Origin of the sequence: Mycobacterium lepromatosis (genome assembly GCF_000975265.2) — a bacterium.
In the GTDB taxonomy this organism is placed as follows: domain Bacteria; phylum Actinomycetota; class Actinomycetes; order Mycobacteriales; family Mycobacteriaceae; genus Mycobacterium; species Mycobacterium lepromatosis.
Window position 1 is genome coordinate 799,351 of record NZ_CP083405.1, and the last position, 17,234, is coordinate 816,584.

The 17,234-nt window shown below is 57.5% G+C and carries 12 protein-coding genes and 11 pseudogenes; 17 read left to right on the forward strand and 6 right to left on the reverse strand.

The genetic code is table 11. The features are described from left to right. The 3 genes from MLPF_RS03665 to MLPF_RS03675 are packed head-to-tail and all read left to right on the forward strand — an operon-like array spanning position 1 to position 2,073. On the forward strand, positions 1-1,257 hold the full coding sequence (locus tag MLPF_RS03665; RefSeq protein ID WP_045842592.1) for a cysteine desulfurase: 1,257 nt from the start codon (positions 1-3) through the stop codon (positions 1,255-1,257). Then, entirely contained in the window at positions 1,254-1,733 is a 480-nt protein-coding gene (gene sufU, locus MLPF_RS03670; RefSeq protein ID WP_045842593.1) for a Fe-S cluster assembly sulfur transfer protein SufU, read from the forward strand. Before MLPF_RS03665 ends, sufU begins: the two co-directional genes overlap by 4 nt. Continuing rightward, positions 1,726-2,073 carry a metal-sulfur cluster assembly factor gene (locus MLPF_RS03675; protein ID WP_045842594.1) on the forward strand — a complete coding sequence of 116 codons (348 nt, stop codon included), beginning with the start codon at positions 1,726-1,728 and terminating at the stop codon, positions 2,071-2,073. Before sufU ends, MLPF_RS03675 begins: the two co-directional genes overlap by 8 nt. A 344-nt stretch (positions 2,074-2,417) precedes the next feature. Here the strand turns inward: MLPF_RS03675 and MLPF_RS03680 are convergent, their stop codons facing one another. Together MLPF_RS03680 and MLPF_RS03685 are read right to left on the reverse strand one after the other, a co-directional pair. After that, a complete protein-coding gene (locus MLPF_RS03680; protein WP_050038939.1) occupies positions 2,418-2,816 on the reverse strand; it encodes a hypothetical protein in 399 nt (132 codons plus the stop codon). 251 nt (positions 2,817-3,067) lie between these two features. Then, a pseudogene (locus MLPF_RS03685) lies at positions 3,068-4,187 on the reverse strand (acyl-CoA dehydrogenase family protein). Positions 4,188-4,388: 201 nt separating this feature from the next. Here MLPF_RS03685 and MLPF_RS17000 point away from each other — a divergent pair. The 5 genes and pseudogenes from MLPF_RS17000 (at position 4,389) to holA (ending at position 7,452) form a co-directional block, all read left to right on the forward strand. After that, positions 4,389-5,224, forward strand: a pseudogene (locus MLPF_RS17000) (ComEA family DNA-binding protein). 216 nt (positions 5,225-5,440) lie between these two features. Continuing rightward, positions 5,441-5,566, forward strand: coding sequence for a hypothetical protein (locus tag MLPF_RS15530; RefSeq protein WP_282435826.1), 126 nt, complete (start codon positions 5,441-5,443; stop codon positions 5,564-5,566). 155 nt (positions 5,567-5,721) lie between these two features. Continuing rightward, positions 5,722-6,278: pseudogene (locus tag MLPF_RS17005) on the forward strand (ComEC/Rec2 family competence protein); the annotation flags it as partial. A gap of 8 nt (positions 6,279-6,286) precedes the next feature. Further along, complete coding sequence (locus MLPF_RS03710; RefSeq protein WP_237817248.1) at positions 6,287-6,484, forward strand: hypothetical protein; 198 nt, start codon at positions 6,287-6,289, stop codon at positions 6,482-6,484. Next, a complete protein-coding gene (gene holA / locus MLPF_RS03715) occupies positions 6,481-7,452 on the forward strand; it encodes a DNA polymerase III subunit delta (protein ID WP_045842596.1) in 972 nt (323 codons plus the stop codon). The genes MLPF_RS03710 and holA overlap by 4 nt, the downstream gene beginning before the upstream one ends. Before the next feature lie 38 nt (positions 7,453-7,490). Here the strand turns inward: holA and rpsT are convergent, their stop codons facing one another. Continuing rightward, positions 7,491-7,751 (reverse strand): 30S ribosomal protein S20, encoded by a 261-nt coding sequence (gene rpsT, locus MLPF_RS03720; protein WP_045842597.1) that lies wholly within the window; start codon positions 7,749-7,751, stop codon positions 7,491-7,493. A 141-nt stretch (positions 7,752-7,892) separates the two neighbouring features. Here rpsT and MLPF_RS17010 point away from each other — a divergent pair, with 141 nt between their 5' ends. From MLPF_RS17010 to MLPF_RS03740, 7 genes and pseudogenes are all read left to right on the forward strand, one after another. Further along, positions 7,893-8,144: a hypothetical protein gene (locus MLPF_RS17010; protein WP_236684867.1), complete on the forward strand. Its 252-nt coding sequence runs from the start codon at positions 7,893-7,895 to the stop codon at positions 8,142-8,144. A 51-nt stretch (positions 8,145-8,195) separates the two neighbouring features. Then, positions 8,196-8,486 (forward strand): circularly permuted type 2 ATP-grasp protein, encoded by a 291-nt coding sequence (locus MLPF_RS17015; RefSeq protein WP_420329576.1) that lies wholly within the window; start codon positions 8,196-8,198, stop codon positions 8,484-8,486. A gap of 88 nt (positions 8,487-8,574) precedes the next feature. Next, positions 8,575-8,838: pseudogene (locus tag MLPF_RS17020) on the forward strand (circularly permuted type 2 ATP-grasp protein). Continuing rightward, a pseudogene (locus tag MLPF_RS17025) lies at positions 8,804-9,078 on the forward strand (circularly permuted type 2 ATP-grasp protein). The pseudogenes MLPF_RS17020 and MLPF_RS17025 overlap by 35 nt, the downstream one beginning before the upstream one ends. After that, positions 9,041-9,193 (forward strand): hypothetical protein, encoded by a 153-nt coding sequence (locus MLPF_RS17030; protein WP_420329577.1) that lies wholly within the window; start codon positions 9,041-9,043, stop codon positions 9,191-9,193. Before MLPF_RS17025 ends, MLPF_RS17030 begins: the two are co-directional and overlap by 38 nt. Before the next feature lie 299 nt (positions 9,194-9,492). Next, positions 9,493-10,105, forward strand: a pseudogene (locus tag MLPF_RS03735) (alpha-E domain-containing protein). Then, a pseudogene (locus MLPF_RS03740) lies at positions 10,105-10,944 on the forward strand (transglutaminase family protein). The pseudogenes MLPF_RS03735 and MLPF_RS03740 overlap by 1 nt, the downstream one beginning before the upstream one ends. Positions 10,945-11,242: 298 nt before the next feature. Here MLPF_RS03740 and MLPF_RS03745 read toward each other — a convergent pair. After that, positions 11,243-11,930, reverse strand: a pseudogene (locus MLPF_RS03745) (MBL fold metallo-hydrolase); the annotation flags it as partial. A 217-nt stretch (positions 11,931-12,147) separates the two neighbouring features. On the opposite strand from MLPF_RS03745, the pseudogene MLPF_RS03750 reads away from it, so the two are divergent. Next, positions 12,148-12,395, forward strand: a pseudogene (locus MLPF_RS03750) (CBS domain-containing protein); the annotation flags it as partial. A gap of 41 nt (positions 12,396-12,436) precedes the next feature. On the opposite strand, the pseudogene MLPF_RS03755 reads toward MLPF_RS03750, so the two are convergent. Then, positions 12,437-13,041 (reverse strand): annotated as a pseudogene (locus MLPF_RS03755) (type II toxin-antitoxin system PemK/MazF family toxin). A 61-nt stretch (positions 13,042-13,102) separates the two neighbouring features. Between MLPF_RS03755 and lepA the strand changes: the two are divergent. Further along, on the forward strand, positions 13,103-15,025 hold the full coding sequence (lepA, locus tag MLPF_RS03760; RefSeq protein WP_045842599.1) for a translation elongation factor 4: 1,923 nt from the start codon (positions 13,103-13,105) through the stop codon (positions 15,023-15,025). Positions 15,026-15,083: 58 nt separating this feature from the next. Here lepA and MLPF_RS03765 read toward each other — a convergent pair. Beyond that, positions 15,084-16,989: pseudogene (locus tag MLPF_RS03765) on the reverse strand (glycoside hydrolase family 15 protein). Positions 16,990-17,234 lie beyond the last annotated feature (245 nt).

Here is a 17,234-nt window from a genome sequence, read left to right on the forward strand (position 1 = left end):
ATGACTATCTCGCTGACCCCATTGGATCTTTCAGCGATTCGTGCTGATTTTCCGATCCTAAAACGTGTCATGCGGGGAGGAAACCAGTTGGTGTACCTGGATTCCGGTGCGACGTCGCAGCGCCCGGTGCAGGTGCTCGACGCTGAGCGGGAGTTTCTTGTCACATCCAACGGCGCGGTGCATCGTGGTGCGCACCAATTGATGGAAGAGGCCACTGACGCCTACGAGCGGGGGCGCGTCGAAATAGCAGCATTTATCGGTGCATCCGCCGACGAATTGGTCTTCACCAAGAACGCTACCGAGTCTCTCAACTTGGTGTCATATGTCTTCGGTGACAAGAGGTTCCAGGGTACCGTCGATGACAGCGGTGATGTTATTGTCACCACCGAGCTCGAGCACCACGCCAACCTGATCCCATGGCAGGAGCTTGCCCGGCGTATCGGTGCGACGTTGCGCTGGTACGGCGTCACCGACGACGGGCGAATCGACCTGGACTCGCTACAGCTCGACGAGCGTGTCAAGCTCGTTGCTTTCAGCCATCACTCCAATGTGACTGGTGCGGTGGCTCCTGTGCGTGAGCTAGTAGCGAGAGCCAAGGCGGTGGGTGCACTGACAGTTCTGGATGCTTGTCAGTCGGTGCCACACCAGCCGGTCGACTTGCATAGTTTGGGTGTTGATTTCGCCGCGTTCTCCGGACATAAAATGTTGGGTCCTAATGGGATAGGTGTTTTATATGCGCGTCGCGAGCTGTTATCGGTGATGCCTCCATTTCTTACCGGAGGTTCGATGATCGAGACGGTTACTATGGAAGCCACGACGTATGCGCCGGCGCCGCAGCGTTTTGAAGCCGGTACCCCGATGACCTCCCAGGTAGTCGGATTAGCCGCAGCTGCAAGCTATCTCGACTCCATCGGGATGGACGCCGTCGAAGCCCACGAACGCGAGTTGGTGGCAGCGGCGATCGAGAGCCTGTCCGAAATCGATGGCGTACGCATAATCGGGCCGACGTCGATGGAGAATCGTGGCTCGCCAGTGTCGTTCGTCGTCGACGGCGTGCACGCCCACGACATCGGTCAGGTGCTAGACGACGACGGCGTCGCTGTGCGGGTCGGGCACCATTGTGCGTTACCGCTGCATCGTCGTTTTGCTTTAACGGCCACTGCGCGGGCGTCGTTTGCCGTGTACAACACCGTCGACGAGGTCGACCGTTTGGTGGCAGGTGTGCTACGCGCGTTGGATTTCTTTGGGAAAGAATGACGTTGCGCCTAGAACAGATCTATCAGGAAGTGATCCTCGATCACTACAAACATCCCCGGCATCGCGGGCTGCGGGAGCCGTTCGGTGCTCAGGTGTACCACGTTAACCCGATCTGCGGTGACGAGATCACCTTGCGTGTAGCATTATCCGACAACGGCGCGGGCGTCGTAGATATTTCTTATGAAGGACAAGGCTGTTCGATCAGCCAGGCGTCGACCTCAGTGCTTGCTCAGCAGGTGATCGGTCAGAGTGTTCCTGACGCACTGGACACCATCTCCGCGTTCACCGAGATGGTGTCCTCGCGTGGAACGATTGAAGGTGACGAGGACGTCCTGGGCGATGGGGTCGCGTTCGCAGGAGTAGCCAAGTACCCGGCTCGGGTCAAATGCGCGCTACTTGGCTGGATGGCTTGCAAAGATGCTTTACTGCATGCTAATTCGAAAGATAATGTCCTCGAGGAGGTCACGGATGCGTGAAACCACTGCGTCGGGTGACGAGTTGCTTGCCGACGTTGAAGAGGCGATGCGTGACGTCGTCGACCCGGAATTGGGGATCAACGTCGTCGATCTCGGATTGGTCTATGGCTTGGGTCTTGAAGAGGGCGAAGAAGGAATGATCGCTTTGGTCGACATGACGTTGACGTCGGTCGCATGCCCACTGAACGACGTGATCGAGGAGCAGTCACGCAGTGCGTTGGTCGGTAGTGGTCTGGTCAGCGACCTACGGATCAACTGGGTTTGGAACCCACCGTGGGGCCCGGATAAAATCAGCGATGACGGGCGCGAACAACTGCGCTCCCTCGGCTTTACCGTCTGAAAACTAGTAGATATCAACGTTTCTTTCGTTGCTGCGAGTGCCCAGTGAGTTCAGGCTCGGCAAGCGCCATTATAAAAGTGGGGTGTATGTAAATCGTGGTAAGCCGGGCCGTGCAGTGGACAACGGATACTCCGTGGTCATATCGATGCCGCCATGCAACTGAATTGAATGTGATGTCGAATTGCTTGCGATTCTTAAGGTAATAGGTGTTCAGACAAAGCACTTCCTCCATCGCGCTGATAGTTTCAGCTCCTAGTGAACACTGGATACGGATTATGGCCTTGTAGATAACAAGGGAGAAGTCTTGCACCTGAGCGGTGTTGTGCCGATAGGAGAGGTGGAGTTTAGTTGGAGCTGGGCACCGCGCTGACCGTCGAACATTGGCTAGGAATGTCTATTACGGCACTACCGCTGACGAGGAACAACCCGATGCAGCCGTCTGGCAACGCGGCGCTGACCACCAGCGTGTCGGTGCAATCATAAGCCAAGATCGGGTTCTTCGCTTCGCGAAATTTCCACGAATAACATTTCTGCACAGCATGACTAGCGATATCGTCGGTAGACTTGCGGTAACCGGTCTCAAGATAAGCGAGCGTGAGTAGTTTTTGGCTCGCCGCGACCTCGTCCAGCAGTTGCCGCTGTGGGTCGTGGACAAGTTCGGCGATCAGTGCTCCAGGTGTTAGTGCATTGTGCACCACTGGTTCGGGCGCTAACCACAGCCCGATTTCATTGAGCATAAACATGGTGTCGATCTGGTCTTCCTAAGACCGATTGAAGATCAGGCTGAGGATCCCGACGTCGGCGAGCTGATTCCGGACAGCACGGCTCCAGCTAAGCTCGGTATCGATAACTTTGTTGCGGCTCGCGGAGCATAGTTGCGCGACAGTAGGTCATGGGTGGTGTTGATGAGAAGAAGCTGCCCGTTGTTCAACTGAAAGTCTATAGATTCCTCACAATACGAGAATGTTTGACGAAAATTATTATTGTGTTGTATCTAGTTGCTGCCACCGTAGATTGATGTCTTCCGGTAGTCGAGATGGCGCGAGGTGCTGGACCACGCTCCCAGTCGGGGGAGGCGATATTTTGGCCGCAATGGATTGACAACGCATACGGTCCGGCCACCTAGACCAGGAGTTCGGTCGTCACTTGTTGTACCTGGCTGTAGCGCAACTCGAGTACCGATGACGCCGGGCTCGGCTTGCCTTCCGCGGAATTTGAGACCACCCGTGCTTGGGAAAGTTTCCAAAGCCGAAAAAATTATTTTCCTACTTGGCTAGTCGCGCCGTGAACAACGGATCTCCTTACAAACCGGTCTGTTTTGCGTGCTTTTTCATCTCGTCGAGATGCACTTTGATACTGTCCCGCGGCTATTTCGGTACGCTTATTACTGAGCAGGAATTTCGCGTAAACCCAACCTTGGTTCTCTTGTCCAACAAGTTGATCCTCCGGTATTCGAACGTCGGAGAAAATACCTTGTTGACTTCTGGCCGCCATCGATCCTCTTGATCGGCCGGCATAGCTGATGCCTGGTGTAGCCATGTGTATGAGCAAAAATGAAATGCAAGCCTTGCGCTTGCTGGTCGGTGCACACCAGACAGAAGATCTAGTCCAAGTACTAGATTGAGCGTTGTTCATGTCTTTTGTCCATTGACAACGTAGCTGTTGCCGTCGCGCACCGAGGTGGTGCGCAGTGAGGCAAGGTTGGAACCGACTTCAGACTCCGGAACCCCTGGCATCACTAGATATCGGTGCTGGCGGTCGGCGGCAGGAAGCGCTGTTTGAGTTTCCGGGATCCAAGACGCCGCGTCCATCCGCGGGCCAACCATCTTGGTGTTGAAGTTCAGTGGTGTTGGACACACGCCAACTGCATCTCATCGTCCCAGATTTGGTGCTGGGTGGGTGTCCAGTCTTTGTTGCCCCATTCGGACCGAACAACTCGGTACTGCGAACCCGTGATCGTTGAGCATACTTCTGGCTGGTGACGATCTGGTTGCGGCTCAGCGTGGAGCCCTGGCGTATCAGCGTGTGGATCTCGTTGGGGATCTGCGTAAGTGTAGAAATGTGCGGAGCTGGCCACGCAACGCGGCTTCATCGGTGGTCAGTGCCAGTTTTATGGCAACCTCCCAGTGTCCTGAAATGTTTCCGATGGAGGACAGTGGGGTGTTCGGCATTAGTCGTTCACCCCGAACTCCATCTTGACCCATTTCGGGCTGAGTTTGTGCACAGCGTCAGTTAATCTACAGTCCCGGGTTCTTGGCCCGCTGGCGCAACCGTTATTGTTGCCCCCTGCATTACCGTCAGCGCATGCGAATAGAATGTTTCCACTTAGCAAACTGCATCGGTGGTTGGCAGCTGCCCCGAATACCGATTTGTCCGCTAACGCCGATGCTACCGAAGACGCCTGATAGTGACCCTACCTCCTGGTTTCCCCGCCGGGTTCCCGACGCACCCAACGGCACAGGCTCTGGATAGCCTGGGCCACAGCCCGCGTCGATCCCAGATGTGCCGGTGCCATCACATTAGCGGTGGTGGTAGCTCTCACGGAGCTTAATCACCGCGTTCACCTCGGTGCGGGACTGGCTTACACCGGTGATGTCAGCGAAGCTCCCCCGTTAGAAACGGTTGTGTCGGTAACCCCTAGGGTGTCCATAAGTCCGGGTGCCGGACGGCCAGCCGGTCTTGATCCGCCGTTGGTGGTTCAGCGTGGTTGGTCTAGTGTATACTTCTGGGTTAGTAATGCTGGTGTGTGGATAGTTGATGCGGTGGTGTAGAAGACGTGGGCGGTGGCGGACATCATCGGGTTCCACCTGGCTTGTTTGCTGGGTGACGGAGAGCAGATCGTGGTTGGGCTGTCCTCTCTGGGCGGCCGAAGGTACTAGGCAGTTCGATGAGCTTGCGTTCAGCCACGCCATCGGAATCAGGGCTGTCATCGGGATCGGTCACGTCGAAGGCAAGCGAGCTGCTTGACCGTAACACCGCGACTGTGCAGCAGTTGGAAGCTCGGCCTGGGGTCGGAATGGTCACCGTTGCGACGATCGTGGCTTGGCAGCATGCCAACGGCAAGTCCACTAGCGTCGACTAGCTAATCGGTGTTGATGGCGTCGGTTCGGCGCGGCTAGAGAAGGCCTTATGTGCTCTGGTCTGTGTTTGACGCCTGTGTGCCACCTCGGCCCCGTGGAATCCCGCGATGGCGCCGGTTGATGTACGCCTGGTGCCCGACCGCTCTCACCAGCTGGGTCGTGACTGCCGTCGGGATGCTATGGCCGGTTCTGCCAGACTGAGCTGCGCGGTTTTGGGTAATCAGCATCGGCCTGGTGGCGATCGGTATTATTGGTGTGGGCTAACGATCGCATTGCGTGCAATCACGGTGAGTCAGCAACCGATTATCACGGTGTTCGGAACAGCCGCCTCGGTGACGGCCATCCCCAGTGAAAGTGCGGTGTCGGTGGGCCCCGGAGGTCAGCACCGTCTGATGTTGCGCACGACCCGATAGCTCCTGCGAGCCGGCGAGATATTTTGCCAGGTAGTGGTTTTCGCGTGTAAATCGAACTTTCGGCTCGCAAACCGGCCCGAAACCAACACAGTGATGGTGGGCCAGCCGGTGCAGTTCGCTGCGGGTATCACCCGCCTGGCCAATCATGATCTGATCTGACGGACTCGGTCTTTAACGTGAGGGGCATTACGCACGTGACGGCGGTATCGGAGGACAACGTTACGGTAATGTACGCGGCGGTGTTGTTTTCGGCCCGGCTGATTGGCCCGCGCGTGGCCGTGGTGCTCGCGGCAATGGCACTGTTGGCCTTCGTGATCATCAAACAGCCAGCGTGCTGTGTGCGGCACCATCGTGTTCTCCGGTACGCCATCTTCGTGTCTGCGACAAGCGATTCCCGCACTGTTCGCCACCGCACTGCTCTTGCTGACGGCTGTCCCTCACCTGGCCGTTGACGTGAGGGTCGCGCTGTCCGTGCTGGCCACGCCGCACTGGTAGTCATTGCGCCAGTCTGGTCACGGTGGCTTGGTCGCGGCGGGGTGTGCCCCAAGCGCTAACCGATGCCCTGGCCGTCGTGTGGGCCACTTACGTGGTCACCGTTTCACTGGTTGCTGGCACCTTGGCCTGGTTCAGCCTCGTTACCGCTGTCGCCAAGCTCGCGGTGGCGACCGTGATAGCATCGACTACCGTCCTGGGCACTGTGGTGGCTGTGTTGTGCGGCCTGTGTGCCTAAGGCAACTGTGCCCGTTTCCGGCGGGTGCGCTCGGCGTGTTGCTGGTGGTGGTTCCGTGGGCGGTGCTTTCGGGTGGTGATGATTTCAGCACTGGTGGTCGTCGTAGCGTGCTTGCTTGCCTGATTGGTTGTCAGGGCTCCTGGCCGGCGCATTTACCGCCGGCTCGTCATGCCACTATCTACGGGTGAGTAATAGGGTTTCGTCGCTGCACTTGGTCCTAGGAGACGAAGAACTGCTGGTTGAGCGGGCAGTGGGGGAAGTGTTGCGGTCGGTGCGGCAGCGGACAGGCACCCAGGAAGTCCCCGTTAGCCGAATGCGAGCCGGTGACGTCGGCACCTATGAGCTCGCCGAACTGCTGAGCCCGTCACTGTTCGCCGACGAGCGGATCGTTGTGCTAGAAGCCGCCGCCGAAACGGGTAAGGAGGCCGCCGCGCTGATCGTGTCGGCTGCCGCCGATATACCGCAAGGTACGGTGCTGGTGGTGGTGCATGCGGGTGGTGGTCGAGCCAAAGCGCTGGCTAATGAGCTGCAGTCGTTGGGTGCTACGGTGCATGCCTGCGCGCGGATCACCAAGTTCAGCGAACGTATTGATTTTGTCCGCCAAGAATTGTGTTCGCTGCGGGTCAAGGTCGACGAGGAGGCGGTGACCGCCCTGCTGGACGCTGTCGGTTCCGACGTGCGCGAACTCGCTTCGGCCTGTTCGCAATTGGTAGCCGACACCGCCGGTAATGTTGACGCCGACGCGGTGCAGCGTTATCACAACGGCAAAGCGGAAGTGAAGGGCTTTGACATTGCCGACAAGGCAGTCGCTGGCGATGTCTCAGGAGCAGCGGAAGCGTTGCGGTGGGCCATGATGTGCGGTGAGCCACCGGTGGTGTTGGCTGATGCGCTGGGCGAAGCAGTACACACGATTGGCCGGGTTGGGCCGCTGTCCGGCGATTCCTACCGCCTGTCGTCGCAGTTGGGAATACCGCCTTGGCGGGTGCAGAAAGCACAAAAACAGGCTCGGCGTTGGTCGCGTGACACAGTGGCAGCCGCGATAAGAGTGGTAGCTGCGCTCAACGCCGACGTCAAAGGAGCTGCCACGGACGTCTACTACGCGCTGGAATCCGCGGTCAGGAAAGTCGCTGAACTGGCCGCCGATGGGAGCCGATGAGTTGATAGATATACAGTCAGCTGCGGCCCCAGCCTGGCTCAGAGCTTGTTGAGGGTGCGAGCCAGCGCCGACTTCTTGTTGGCCGCCTGGTTCTTGTGGATCACACCTTTGCTGGCTGCCTTGTCCAATTTGCGGCTGGTTGACATCAGCAGCATCGCGGCCTTCTCCTTCTCGCCGGCGTGGATCGCCTCACGGAACGCGCGGACAGCGGTACGAAGCGAAGACTTCACCGACTTGTTGCGCAATCTGGCGCGCTCGTTGGTGCGGTTGCGTTTCTGCTGTGACTTGATGTTGGTCACGCGTTAAGGTCCTTTGTCAATTTAGGCGCAGATGCCGTGCTATCCTACAGTGGCTGTTTAGCCTACCAAGTAGGCTACGCTTTCTCACAAAAGCACAACTTCTTGCTTCTGGAACGGCCAATTTGAGGCAGCATGTCTTAGGTGAGTCTTCCCAACCAGCTAAAAGAGACTGGACCACCGTCGCGGTCTCGTTGCCGGTCTTCTGACTGGTTTGAGCGCATTTTCGGTGGGTACAACACCGCGGACATCTATTCAATAGCCTTCGACGAAATGTTCGATGGTCGGGGCAGTCTTTGTGGCCCGTACAAGGACATTTACGCTGAGCTGGCGCCGTCGGATGCGTCCGAGCTGAAGGCTAGTGCTGAAGCGTTAGCTCGCGCATTCATAGATTAGGGCATCACGTTTTCGCTGTCGGGTCAGGAGCGGCCCTTTCCGCCGGATTTGGTGCCGCGGGGTGATCTCGGCATCCGATTGGAGCGGAGTATCACCCAGCGTGTCAAAGCTCTTGGGGTGTACCGCGACGACATCTATGGTGATCAGGAAATCCCCCGCGACGGAGTCATCTCGCGCCGCTTGATTACCTCGTGTGAGCACTTTCACCGTCAGGCGGTCGGTATTGTTCCACCCAGCGGCGTGCGCATCCACGTCGCGGGCATCGACTTGATTCGCGATGACAGTGACAATTTCCGGGTGCCCGAGGACAATCTTCGCTTGCCGTCCGGGTGTCGTATGTGATGGAGAACCGGCGCACCCATAGCGCGGGTTTTCCCGAATCTTTTTGTCACCCATCGGGTGGCGAACGGTCGACGACTACGCCTCGCATTTGCTGAGGGCGCTGCGTAACTCCGCTGCCACCAATGAGGCAGACCCGACGGTGGTAGTGCTGAGCCCGGGCGTGGCCAACGCGGCTTACTTCGAGCATTAGCTATTGGCCCGCCAGATGGGTATCGAGTTGGTCGAAGGCTATGATCTGTTCTGGCGTGATAACCAAGTATACATGCGTACCACCGAGGGGGAGTGCCAGGTCGATGTCATTTACCGGCGTATCGATGATGGCTTTTCTAGACCCGCTGCAGTTCTGTGCTAACTCTGTACTGGGGGCGGCTGGATTGGTGAACGCCGCGCGCGGGAAACGTCGTCACCTCGAGTGCGATAGGAACGGTGGCGGCGATGACAAACTCGTGTACACCTCGTGCCGATCATGATTGAGTACTACCTACGGGAAAAGCCGTTGCTGGCGAATGTCGATACCTTGCGCTGCTGGCTGGATGACGAATGCCAAGAAGTGCTTGACCGGGTCCACGACCTATGTTCTCAAGCTGGTTGACGGGTCCGGCGGTTACGGAATCGTTGTTGGTCCCGATGCTTCCGAGCAAGAGCTCGCTGCGGCTAGTAAAAAGAATTTAGCGAAGATCCCCGAAGCTGGATCACGCAACCAGTGATGGAACTCTCGCCAGTGCCGACCTAGGTCGACATTACGCTGACGCCTCGCTATGTCGACCTGCGGTCGTTCGCCGTCAATGACGTCAATGACGGCAACGATGTGTGGGTGCTGCCGGGTGGACTTATCCGTGTTGCGCTGGTCGAAGGTTCGCGGGTGGTCAACTCCTGAAATCGTGTGTTCACTGCTGCAGTCGTCGCCCGACCCAGTGCCCGACGGATCGCCGCGACCAAAACAACAACTGCAGCAAGGGCAAGCCGAGCAAGCGCAACAACAGCAACAGTAGATAACGGTGCTCTGATGCTTGCCTGTAACGCCGAGGCGTTTTATTGGATCGGGTCGCTACGTCGAACGTGCCGACGAGACCGCGCGCATTCTCGACGTCGTTGTGCACTAATTGTTGGAAGATTCTAGCGTCGATCCCGACCACGTCTCGAGGACGTTGCTGCAGGTGTTCGGCATCGAGCTTCCGGACCGCGGGGTGTTACGCATGGTCGATGACCTGTTGCCCGCGCCGGGTGCGCATGACACCTATCTGCGCATCTACCGCGGTGTGTTGGATGCGGCCTGGGTTGTTGAATTTATGCTGCTCGAACGGCTGTTTCCACGTTCGATTTTCTACTCGCTGAAGCTGGACGAACACAACCTTGACAAGTTGTTGCGCAATCCGCAGAGTTGAGTTGGTGCCACAACGGAAACGCAGTGGTTACTCGGGCAGGCCCGCAGCGAACAGGAATTCGTGCAACCTGGTGTGCTGCTGAAGACACTGGACAGGCGCATGGCGAGCCTGCAGACCACTTGTAGAAATCTTGAAGAAGCATTGGCGTTGCAGTATTTTCACGTAGCGCAGTGGGTAGCGTGGTTGGATGCCGGCTACCGAGGCCGACTGGCCGGCAAGCGGGGGGAAACCTGATGTGGCGGATGCTGGTGGTACGTAATACCGGATACGCGTACGAATCGCCAGCGACCGCCTCCTTCAACGAAGCCCGGTTGACGCTGCGATCTAACACACGGCAAACCGTCATCCTCAATCGTGTCGAAACTATTCCGGCCACTCGGTCTTATTGCTACATCGATTATTGGGGTACCGTGGTAACAGCATTCGACCTGCGCGCGCCGCACACCGAGCTGGCAATGACGTCTTCATCAGTTGTCGAAACCGAACGCCTTGAACCACTCAGCGGGTCGGGCCACCTGGACTGACCTGCAGTCGATGGCCGTAATAGATCGATTTGACGAAGTTTTGCCGCCTACCGCATACACCCCAGTAAATACTTCGTGTAGCGGCGGTGGGCAAGCGAATCGCCAAGAATCACGAACCTCGGAAAGCCGTCGTCGCTACAGCCTGGTGGGTGCGAAGTAAGCTGGACCACATTCCAGGCATTACCGGTGTGTATTCGTCCGGGTTAGATACACTGTACCAGTGCAGGGGGTCTGCCATGGCTTCGCGCATCTGACTTCGATGGTGTTGCGCGGCATGGGCATTCCCGGGAGTTATGTGTCAGGTTATCTGCACCCCAAACGCGACGCCGTCCTCGGAAAGATAGTTGACGGACGCAGTCACGCCTGAACGGGTGGGTGGTGGAATTACGATCCCACCAATGACGTTGAAATCACTGAGTAATATATCAGCGTAGTTGTGGGGCGCGATTACGCGGACGTGGCCCCGTTGAAGGGGATCTACTCTGGACGGGGGCAACCGACCTTGACGTGGTTGTGGAGATCACTCGGTTAGCCTCGTTGTACGAATGATTCTTCGGCGCAAAGAATCAACAGCGCCGGCATAACTAAGGCACTGCAGAGTATAGTTATGCCCGGTCGCGGACTGGCCTGCATGGGGTGGCTGTTTGGTGGACTTGCTCTCGGCGTTGCGCTGGGCAGCGTGATCCCATGGTCCTACGGGTCGATATAGCTAGGGTTGCGGTATACGTCCGTGCCGGACCCAATCGTGCGTGCTGCAAGCTATAGCCACTAGTACGTTTGTGTCCTCGGCGCCGCTGGCGTTTTACGCGGCTATGGTCAGTATTCGGTGCATCAGTTGGGTAACGACCGCGTCTGCTGCCGTTTGCTCGACCGACGAGTGGGAGTCGAAGATATCCTTGATCTGCTGTTGGGGAACGCGGGTGACGATGTCCTTGCGGATTACGGTGTGCACCAATGCGTCGGCCTCGGCGGCGAGATCGTCTAGGCTAGCGCAGGAACCGTGTCTCCGGCCAGTACCACCAAGGTTGGTCCGGATTCGATCCGGAATCCGATCGTCGGCGTAACAGGCCGGTGATTCGTGGGGCCTCGGATCGAGACGCCGTCGGCGCTCCCACACTACACCTTTGGTATATTTGGATTTGGTGTATTTCGTATACTTTGACGGTCGCGACGCATTCAGGTCAGCGTGATGGACGATCCGATATTCGATGTCGTGACCGAACGCTTTCAGCATTGCCTCTACCGTTTAAACGGTGTCCGGCGGTACGATGATCGGCAGCGGTGGGGGATCCAGCGCAAAGGTGGTGACCCAATGCGTGATGAGCAGATCGCCAAGGTTGCTGTGCAGATTGAGTGAGCAGCAGCGCCGACAACCCGCTGGCGCTTATGTCGGGCCAACCTCCGCACGTTGCAACATTCCAAGCCCGCAGTCCACCCGGAACAGCTATCTGCCAGCTCGCCACCGCGTCGAGGGGCCCGGTGCTGCTTGGGGCAGGAATGGGACTTTCGGTGTTGAGCAGCGTGATCTCGATCATCGTCCCATCCTTGCAAGCTAGACTGGTGCGTAGTGGCGCAATTTACTCAGTTCGGTTGGTGAGCAAGGGTGCCGGCTTTCCAACGTGGGCGAAATGCTGGTTGTCGACCTGAACGTTCGAACGTTATTGGTGGTGTGTTTTTTGTTGGCTTTCCCGGCAGCCGAGTGAGCTGTAGCTTGGTGTTAAGCAGATCATAACCTTTGGCCTGGAGGCCTAGATGCAGATCACGGACTTCTTGCGGAGCAAGGGTGCAACGGTGGTGACGATCAACCCCGACGCGACTGTTTGGGAATGGATCACCGTTCTTGCCGAGCAGAACGTTTGGTGCCACGATGGTGGTCGGCATGGAGGGTGTGGGCCTTATTGGTGTCGGAGCGTGACGTCATACGTCAGCTTCATACTTATGGCGTCAGCGTGCTGTCTTACCCGTGCTCCAAGATCATGACTACCGTGGTTGCCAGCTGCCGCTGACCCTATCCTACCCCACCTAAGGTTAACTGCGCGGCTCAGCGGCAGGAGTAGTCGGCACGCAGTCGGGTGGCTATGGTATCGAAGATTTCACGGTTCAAGATTGCGCTCTCGCGGCGAATGCTCTCCTCCGTTACGTCGAGTACCCCGTCTAGTCGGAACCAGCTTTCTGGGCCTTCGTAATCCCAACTGCCAGAGTCGATATCAACCCAATTTCGCCGGTTACATGGCGTTCCCGGCTGGACACCATCGGTCCCAATACAATGCCGTGGTCGCGGCTCACGACGAGGACCGGTCCGGTCTTTGCCACGTGTCGGATCGTCCTTATAGGCTACCCACGTCCACAAGATCTACCCAGGATTAGAGCGGTCATCCAATTCAGGGGCGTAGAGTAGCTTACGGGTTTGCTTCGCGGCGGCGGAGGCTAAGCGCTTGTCATTGGTCGGTCCGCGGTGATCTCGACAGGTGGTGTCGGCGCAGGCCGCGGCTACCACATTCACGGTGACTTTGATCGCATGTTGTAGTTCCCGCAGCACGGCTTGCAAATCTGTACGTGCAGGGTGAGGTGCGGAGCCCGGCCGAATACTATGTTCTCGAGGACCCATTGTAACGATTTCCGCTGTAACTGCTGGGCTGACGCCATATCTAGCATAAATGCGAAAGGCCCGGCGAGATTGCGCACCAGTGTGTCTTGGCTGCTTCGCATGGATACGCTGGATACCGGCGAATCGCCGTTGAAGTATTCTTTAGTAACTGGAGCCCAGGAGATTCCCATCAGCAGTTTCGTCGACAAGACCTTCACTGCGCCGGCGCAGATTCGGAACTTCTGCATTATCGCTCATATTGATCACGGCAAATCCACGCTGGCGGACCGAATGCTTCAGCTTACTGGTGTCGTCGATGAGCGGTCGATGCGTGCCCAGTATCTGGATCGAATGGACATCGAACGTGAGCGTGGGATCACGATTAAAGCGCAGAATGTCCGGCTGTCTTGGAGTGTCACAGCGGGTGGGGCGACTGAGAACTATGTGCTGCACTTGATCGACACCCCCGGCCATGTGGACTTCACCTACGAGGTATCGCGAGCGTTGGAAGCCTGTGAGGGTGCGGTGTTGCTGGTCGACGCCGTCCAGGGCATCGAAGCTCAGACCCTGGCCAATCTTTACCTCGCGCTGGATCGTGACTTAACGATTATTCCGGTGCTCAGCAAAATTGACTTGCCGGCTGCCGATCCGGACCGTTACGCCGCTGAGATCGCCCATATTATCGGTTACGAGTCAGGCGATGTGCTTCGGGTATCTGGCAAAACCGGCGAGGGGGTTGCTGACCTTCTTGACGAGGTGGTCCGTCGGGTGCCGCATCCGCAAGGTGACCCTGATGCGCCTACCCGAGCGATGATCTTCGACTCCGTCTACGACATCTACCGCGGCGTGGTCACCTACGTCCGTGTGGTCGACGGCAAGATCAGCCCGCGTGAGCGCATCACGATGATGTCCACCGGCGCGACGTACGACTTGCTCGAGGTCGGCATCGTGTCGCCTGAACCGAAGGCCAGCGCGGGCCTGGGCGTGGGGGAGGTGGGCTACCTGATTACTGGGGTTAAGGATGTCCGCCAATCTAAGGTCGGTGACACCGTGACGACGGCTCGTCATGGCGCCACTGAAGCGTTAACTGGCTACCGCGAACCCAAGCCCATGGTCTACTCAGGGTTGTATCCCGTCGACGGTTCGGACTACCCGAATCTGCGCGATGCCCTAGGCAAGTTACAGCTCAACGACGCGGCGCTGACCTACGAGCCGGAAACGTCGGTGGCGCTGGGCTTTGGATACCGGTGCGGCTTCCTCGGTTTGCTGCACATGGAGATAACCCGCGAACGCCTAGAGCGCGAGTTCGACCTGTATCTGATCTCCACGTCGCCCAACGTCATATACCGTGTGGTGACAGAAGACAACACCGAGATTGTGGTGACCAACCCGTCGGATTGGCCAGAGGGCAAGATCCGAACGGTGTACGAGCCAGTGGTGAAGATCACCATCATTGCGCCCAGTGAGTTCATCGGAACGATCATGGAGCTGTGCCAGTCGTGCCGTGGCGAATTAGTTGGAATGGACTATTTGTCACCTGAGCAAGTCGAGTTGCGTTACACGATGCCGCTCGGGGAAATCATCTTCGACTTCTTTGACTTGCTGAAGTCACGTACTCGAGGCTACGCCAGCCTCGACTATGAGGAGGCTGGCGAGCAGAAGGCCCAACTGGTCAAGGTTGACATACTACTGCAAGGCGAGGCCGTCGACGCATTCAGCGCGATTGTGCACAAGGATTCAGCCTTCGCCTATGGCAACAAGATCACCAATAAGCTCAAGGAACTGATCCCGCGTCAGCAATTTGAAGTGCCAGTGCAGGCGGCCATTGGATCGAAAATCATTGCGCGCGAAAATATTAGGGCTATCCGCAAGGATGTGTTGTCGAAGTGTTATGGTGGCGACATCACCCGCAAACGTAAACTTCTGGAAAAGCAGAAGGAAGGCAAGAAACGGATGAAGACCATCGGGCGGGTCGAAGTGCCACAGGAAGCGTTCGTCGCTGCGCTGTCCGCCGATGCCGCAGGGGATAAGGACAAGAAATAATCTATTTGACTTTGTGTTGACGAACTGAAGCATCAAAAATATTCTTCTGCAAGTATCTTCAACGTCTAAGCGTGCATACTCTTGGTGCATTCGCGTGCTGGAACATCCCCGCGTTGTCGGCTTTCTTCTCGGCGAGGATCACATGGACCACTGCGTTGATCAACGCTAGATGGGTGAACGCCGGCGGGCAGTTGCCCAGGTGCCGCCTGGTGCGTGGCACGATTTCCTCGGCGTAGAGGTGCAGTGGGCTCGCGTAGGTAAACAGTCGTTTAGCGAGGGTCACTTCACCGATTTACACCAGAGCGGAAACCAGCCAGAATGAGTAAATGGTGAACATGCTTTCTTCACCGGATAACCTGTAGTCGGTCTCCTACACCCGGTATTGCAGTACGAGGCCCTCTCCTCTTCGGTGAGTTAGTTGGCGATGGCCAGCCCGGTGTTACGCAAGCGCAGGTCGTCTGGCGACAAGAATCGGGTCAGTACCACCAGCAACAGTGAGGCACCCAGCGCGTCGCTGCCATGCCGCTGGGTGCATACTTCGCGGGAGTCCACCTCATGCTCAAGCATCTCGGCCTTGAGCTCCTTAGCGATGGCCAGTCACTGTCGGGTGCGTCCTTCTTCCCCTGCCGTTCGGCCGGCTTGGCCCCGAGGTCCAGCGCCACTTAACACATCATGAAGTGCTACGGATCTCCCAGATTCCGCGGTCGGGCTCACACTAGTGCGTGATCGCCTCTTCTATCTGTTTTTTCAATACTGGCTATAATGCCTCCAGGATTTTCTCGAGCGACTTGGTGTAGAGGTTAGAGCGAGTCCAGAATCGAGCCATGGATGTCCTGCTGGACTTGGTCATAGAAGCCGTTGCCGATTCCCATCGGCCGCGTGTGGTCGTAGTCGAACAGATGATGTAGTTCGTCTTCAACGAGGCGGCGTTCGTCGTCCACCCCGTATATCACCTGCAGCGAATGGTGCTGGTCGACATTGGCGATGGATATATCGGCGATACATGCGGAGAAATCGTCGGCTTGGCGGTAGAGCCCCAGGGTGTACAGCTTCCCACAACGCGAACGTTGAATCGCGCACCCTGGCATCGTGGTACTCTCAGCTGCGTTCGCTTTGTGACGTTTCTGGAAGCGACTTAGTGCTGGTTTGCTAGCAGCGCGCCGGTGGGGAAATGCGTCAACCTCTTGAGTGTTAGTGTGCTGCATTGCAGGTATGCTCGCGACGGGTGGTCGGGGAAGTGGTCGATATCTATCCACTGCCGCCAGCATGCGGTGATCTGTCACATCTTGTCGGTTTGCTTTTACATAGGTCTGCAGCGCTGGGTGTGTGGTGCAGCTTAGCGTGACGAACGCGTCGTCGCCCTCTTTCATCCAGGTGCGTGTCCGTGCTTTATGGACCCCAACCTGATCCGCGTATTGGTTGTGAACCATAGCGCCGGGTGGGTGTCAGGTTGTTTGCTGGCACGTTCAATTGTTTCGCCGTATGCATGGGTCAAGTGTTTTCACACGGTGCCGACGTGGTGATAGTCAAACGCCGACTCACAGCTAATTATCAGCTCAACGGTCCCACTCACGCAGCGCACCGTGCACAGCAGGATGTGTTCGGCGTCCTAATCCATCGTGGTGCGGTGATGCGTTCGTAATCGGCGCTCGATGTCATGCCACGGCCCCATAACCAGCGCGTTTAACACGATCAGCCAGCCAGTGTGGGGTCTGCCATGTGGTTTCCCGGATCAGGCTGCTGGGCAAATAGCGGCGAGCTGACGGCATCGAGACGCTGTAGGGGCCCAATCGAAAATAGCCGGCATTGCAGTCCAGGATCGTGTCGGACACACTCCGGAGTCAGGCTGGGGCAGAAAAGCCCATAGTGATTCCACCGAAACGGCCAAAGAGATCAGGCACGTCGTTTCCAAGTCGGATAAGGAATGCGTAGTTAGCGATCGATGAAACGGGGTTGTACCGCACGCCGTTGGAGGCAACTGGCGCCTGCTAGCTGAAATCGAAGGGCGTTGGTTTGGCGGCTTAGGCCTGCGGTAAACGCTGTGGGCCGCAGCGGCCTTATTGTCGGTTTTGGCGGGTTGGTAGGCAGGTTCGGGCGTGCGGGACCATTCGGACATCATCTGTCGATTCTGCCTGGTGTACATCGTTTGTTTCTTTGCCTGAGGGGGTGGGGTCTTTACCTCGGTGTGCCTAGCATACTTAGGCATGTT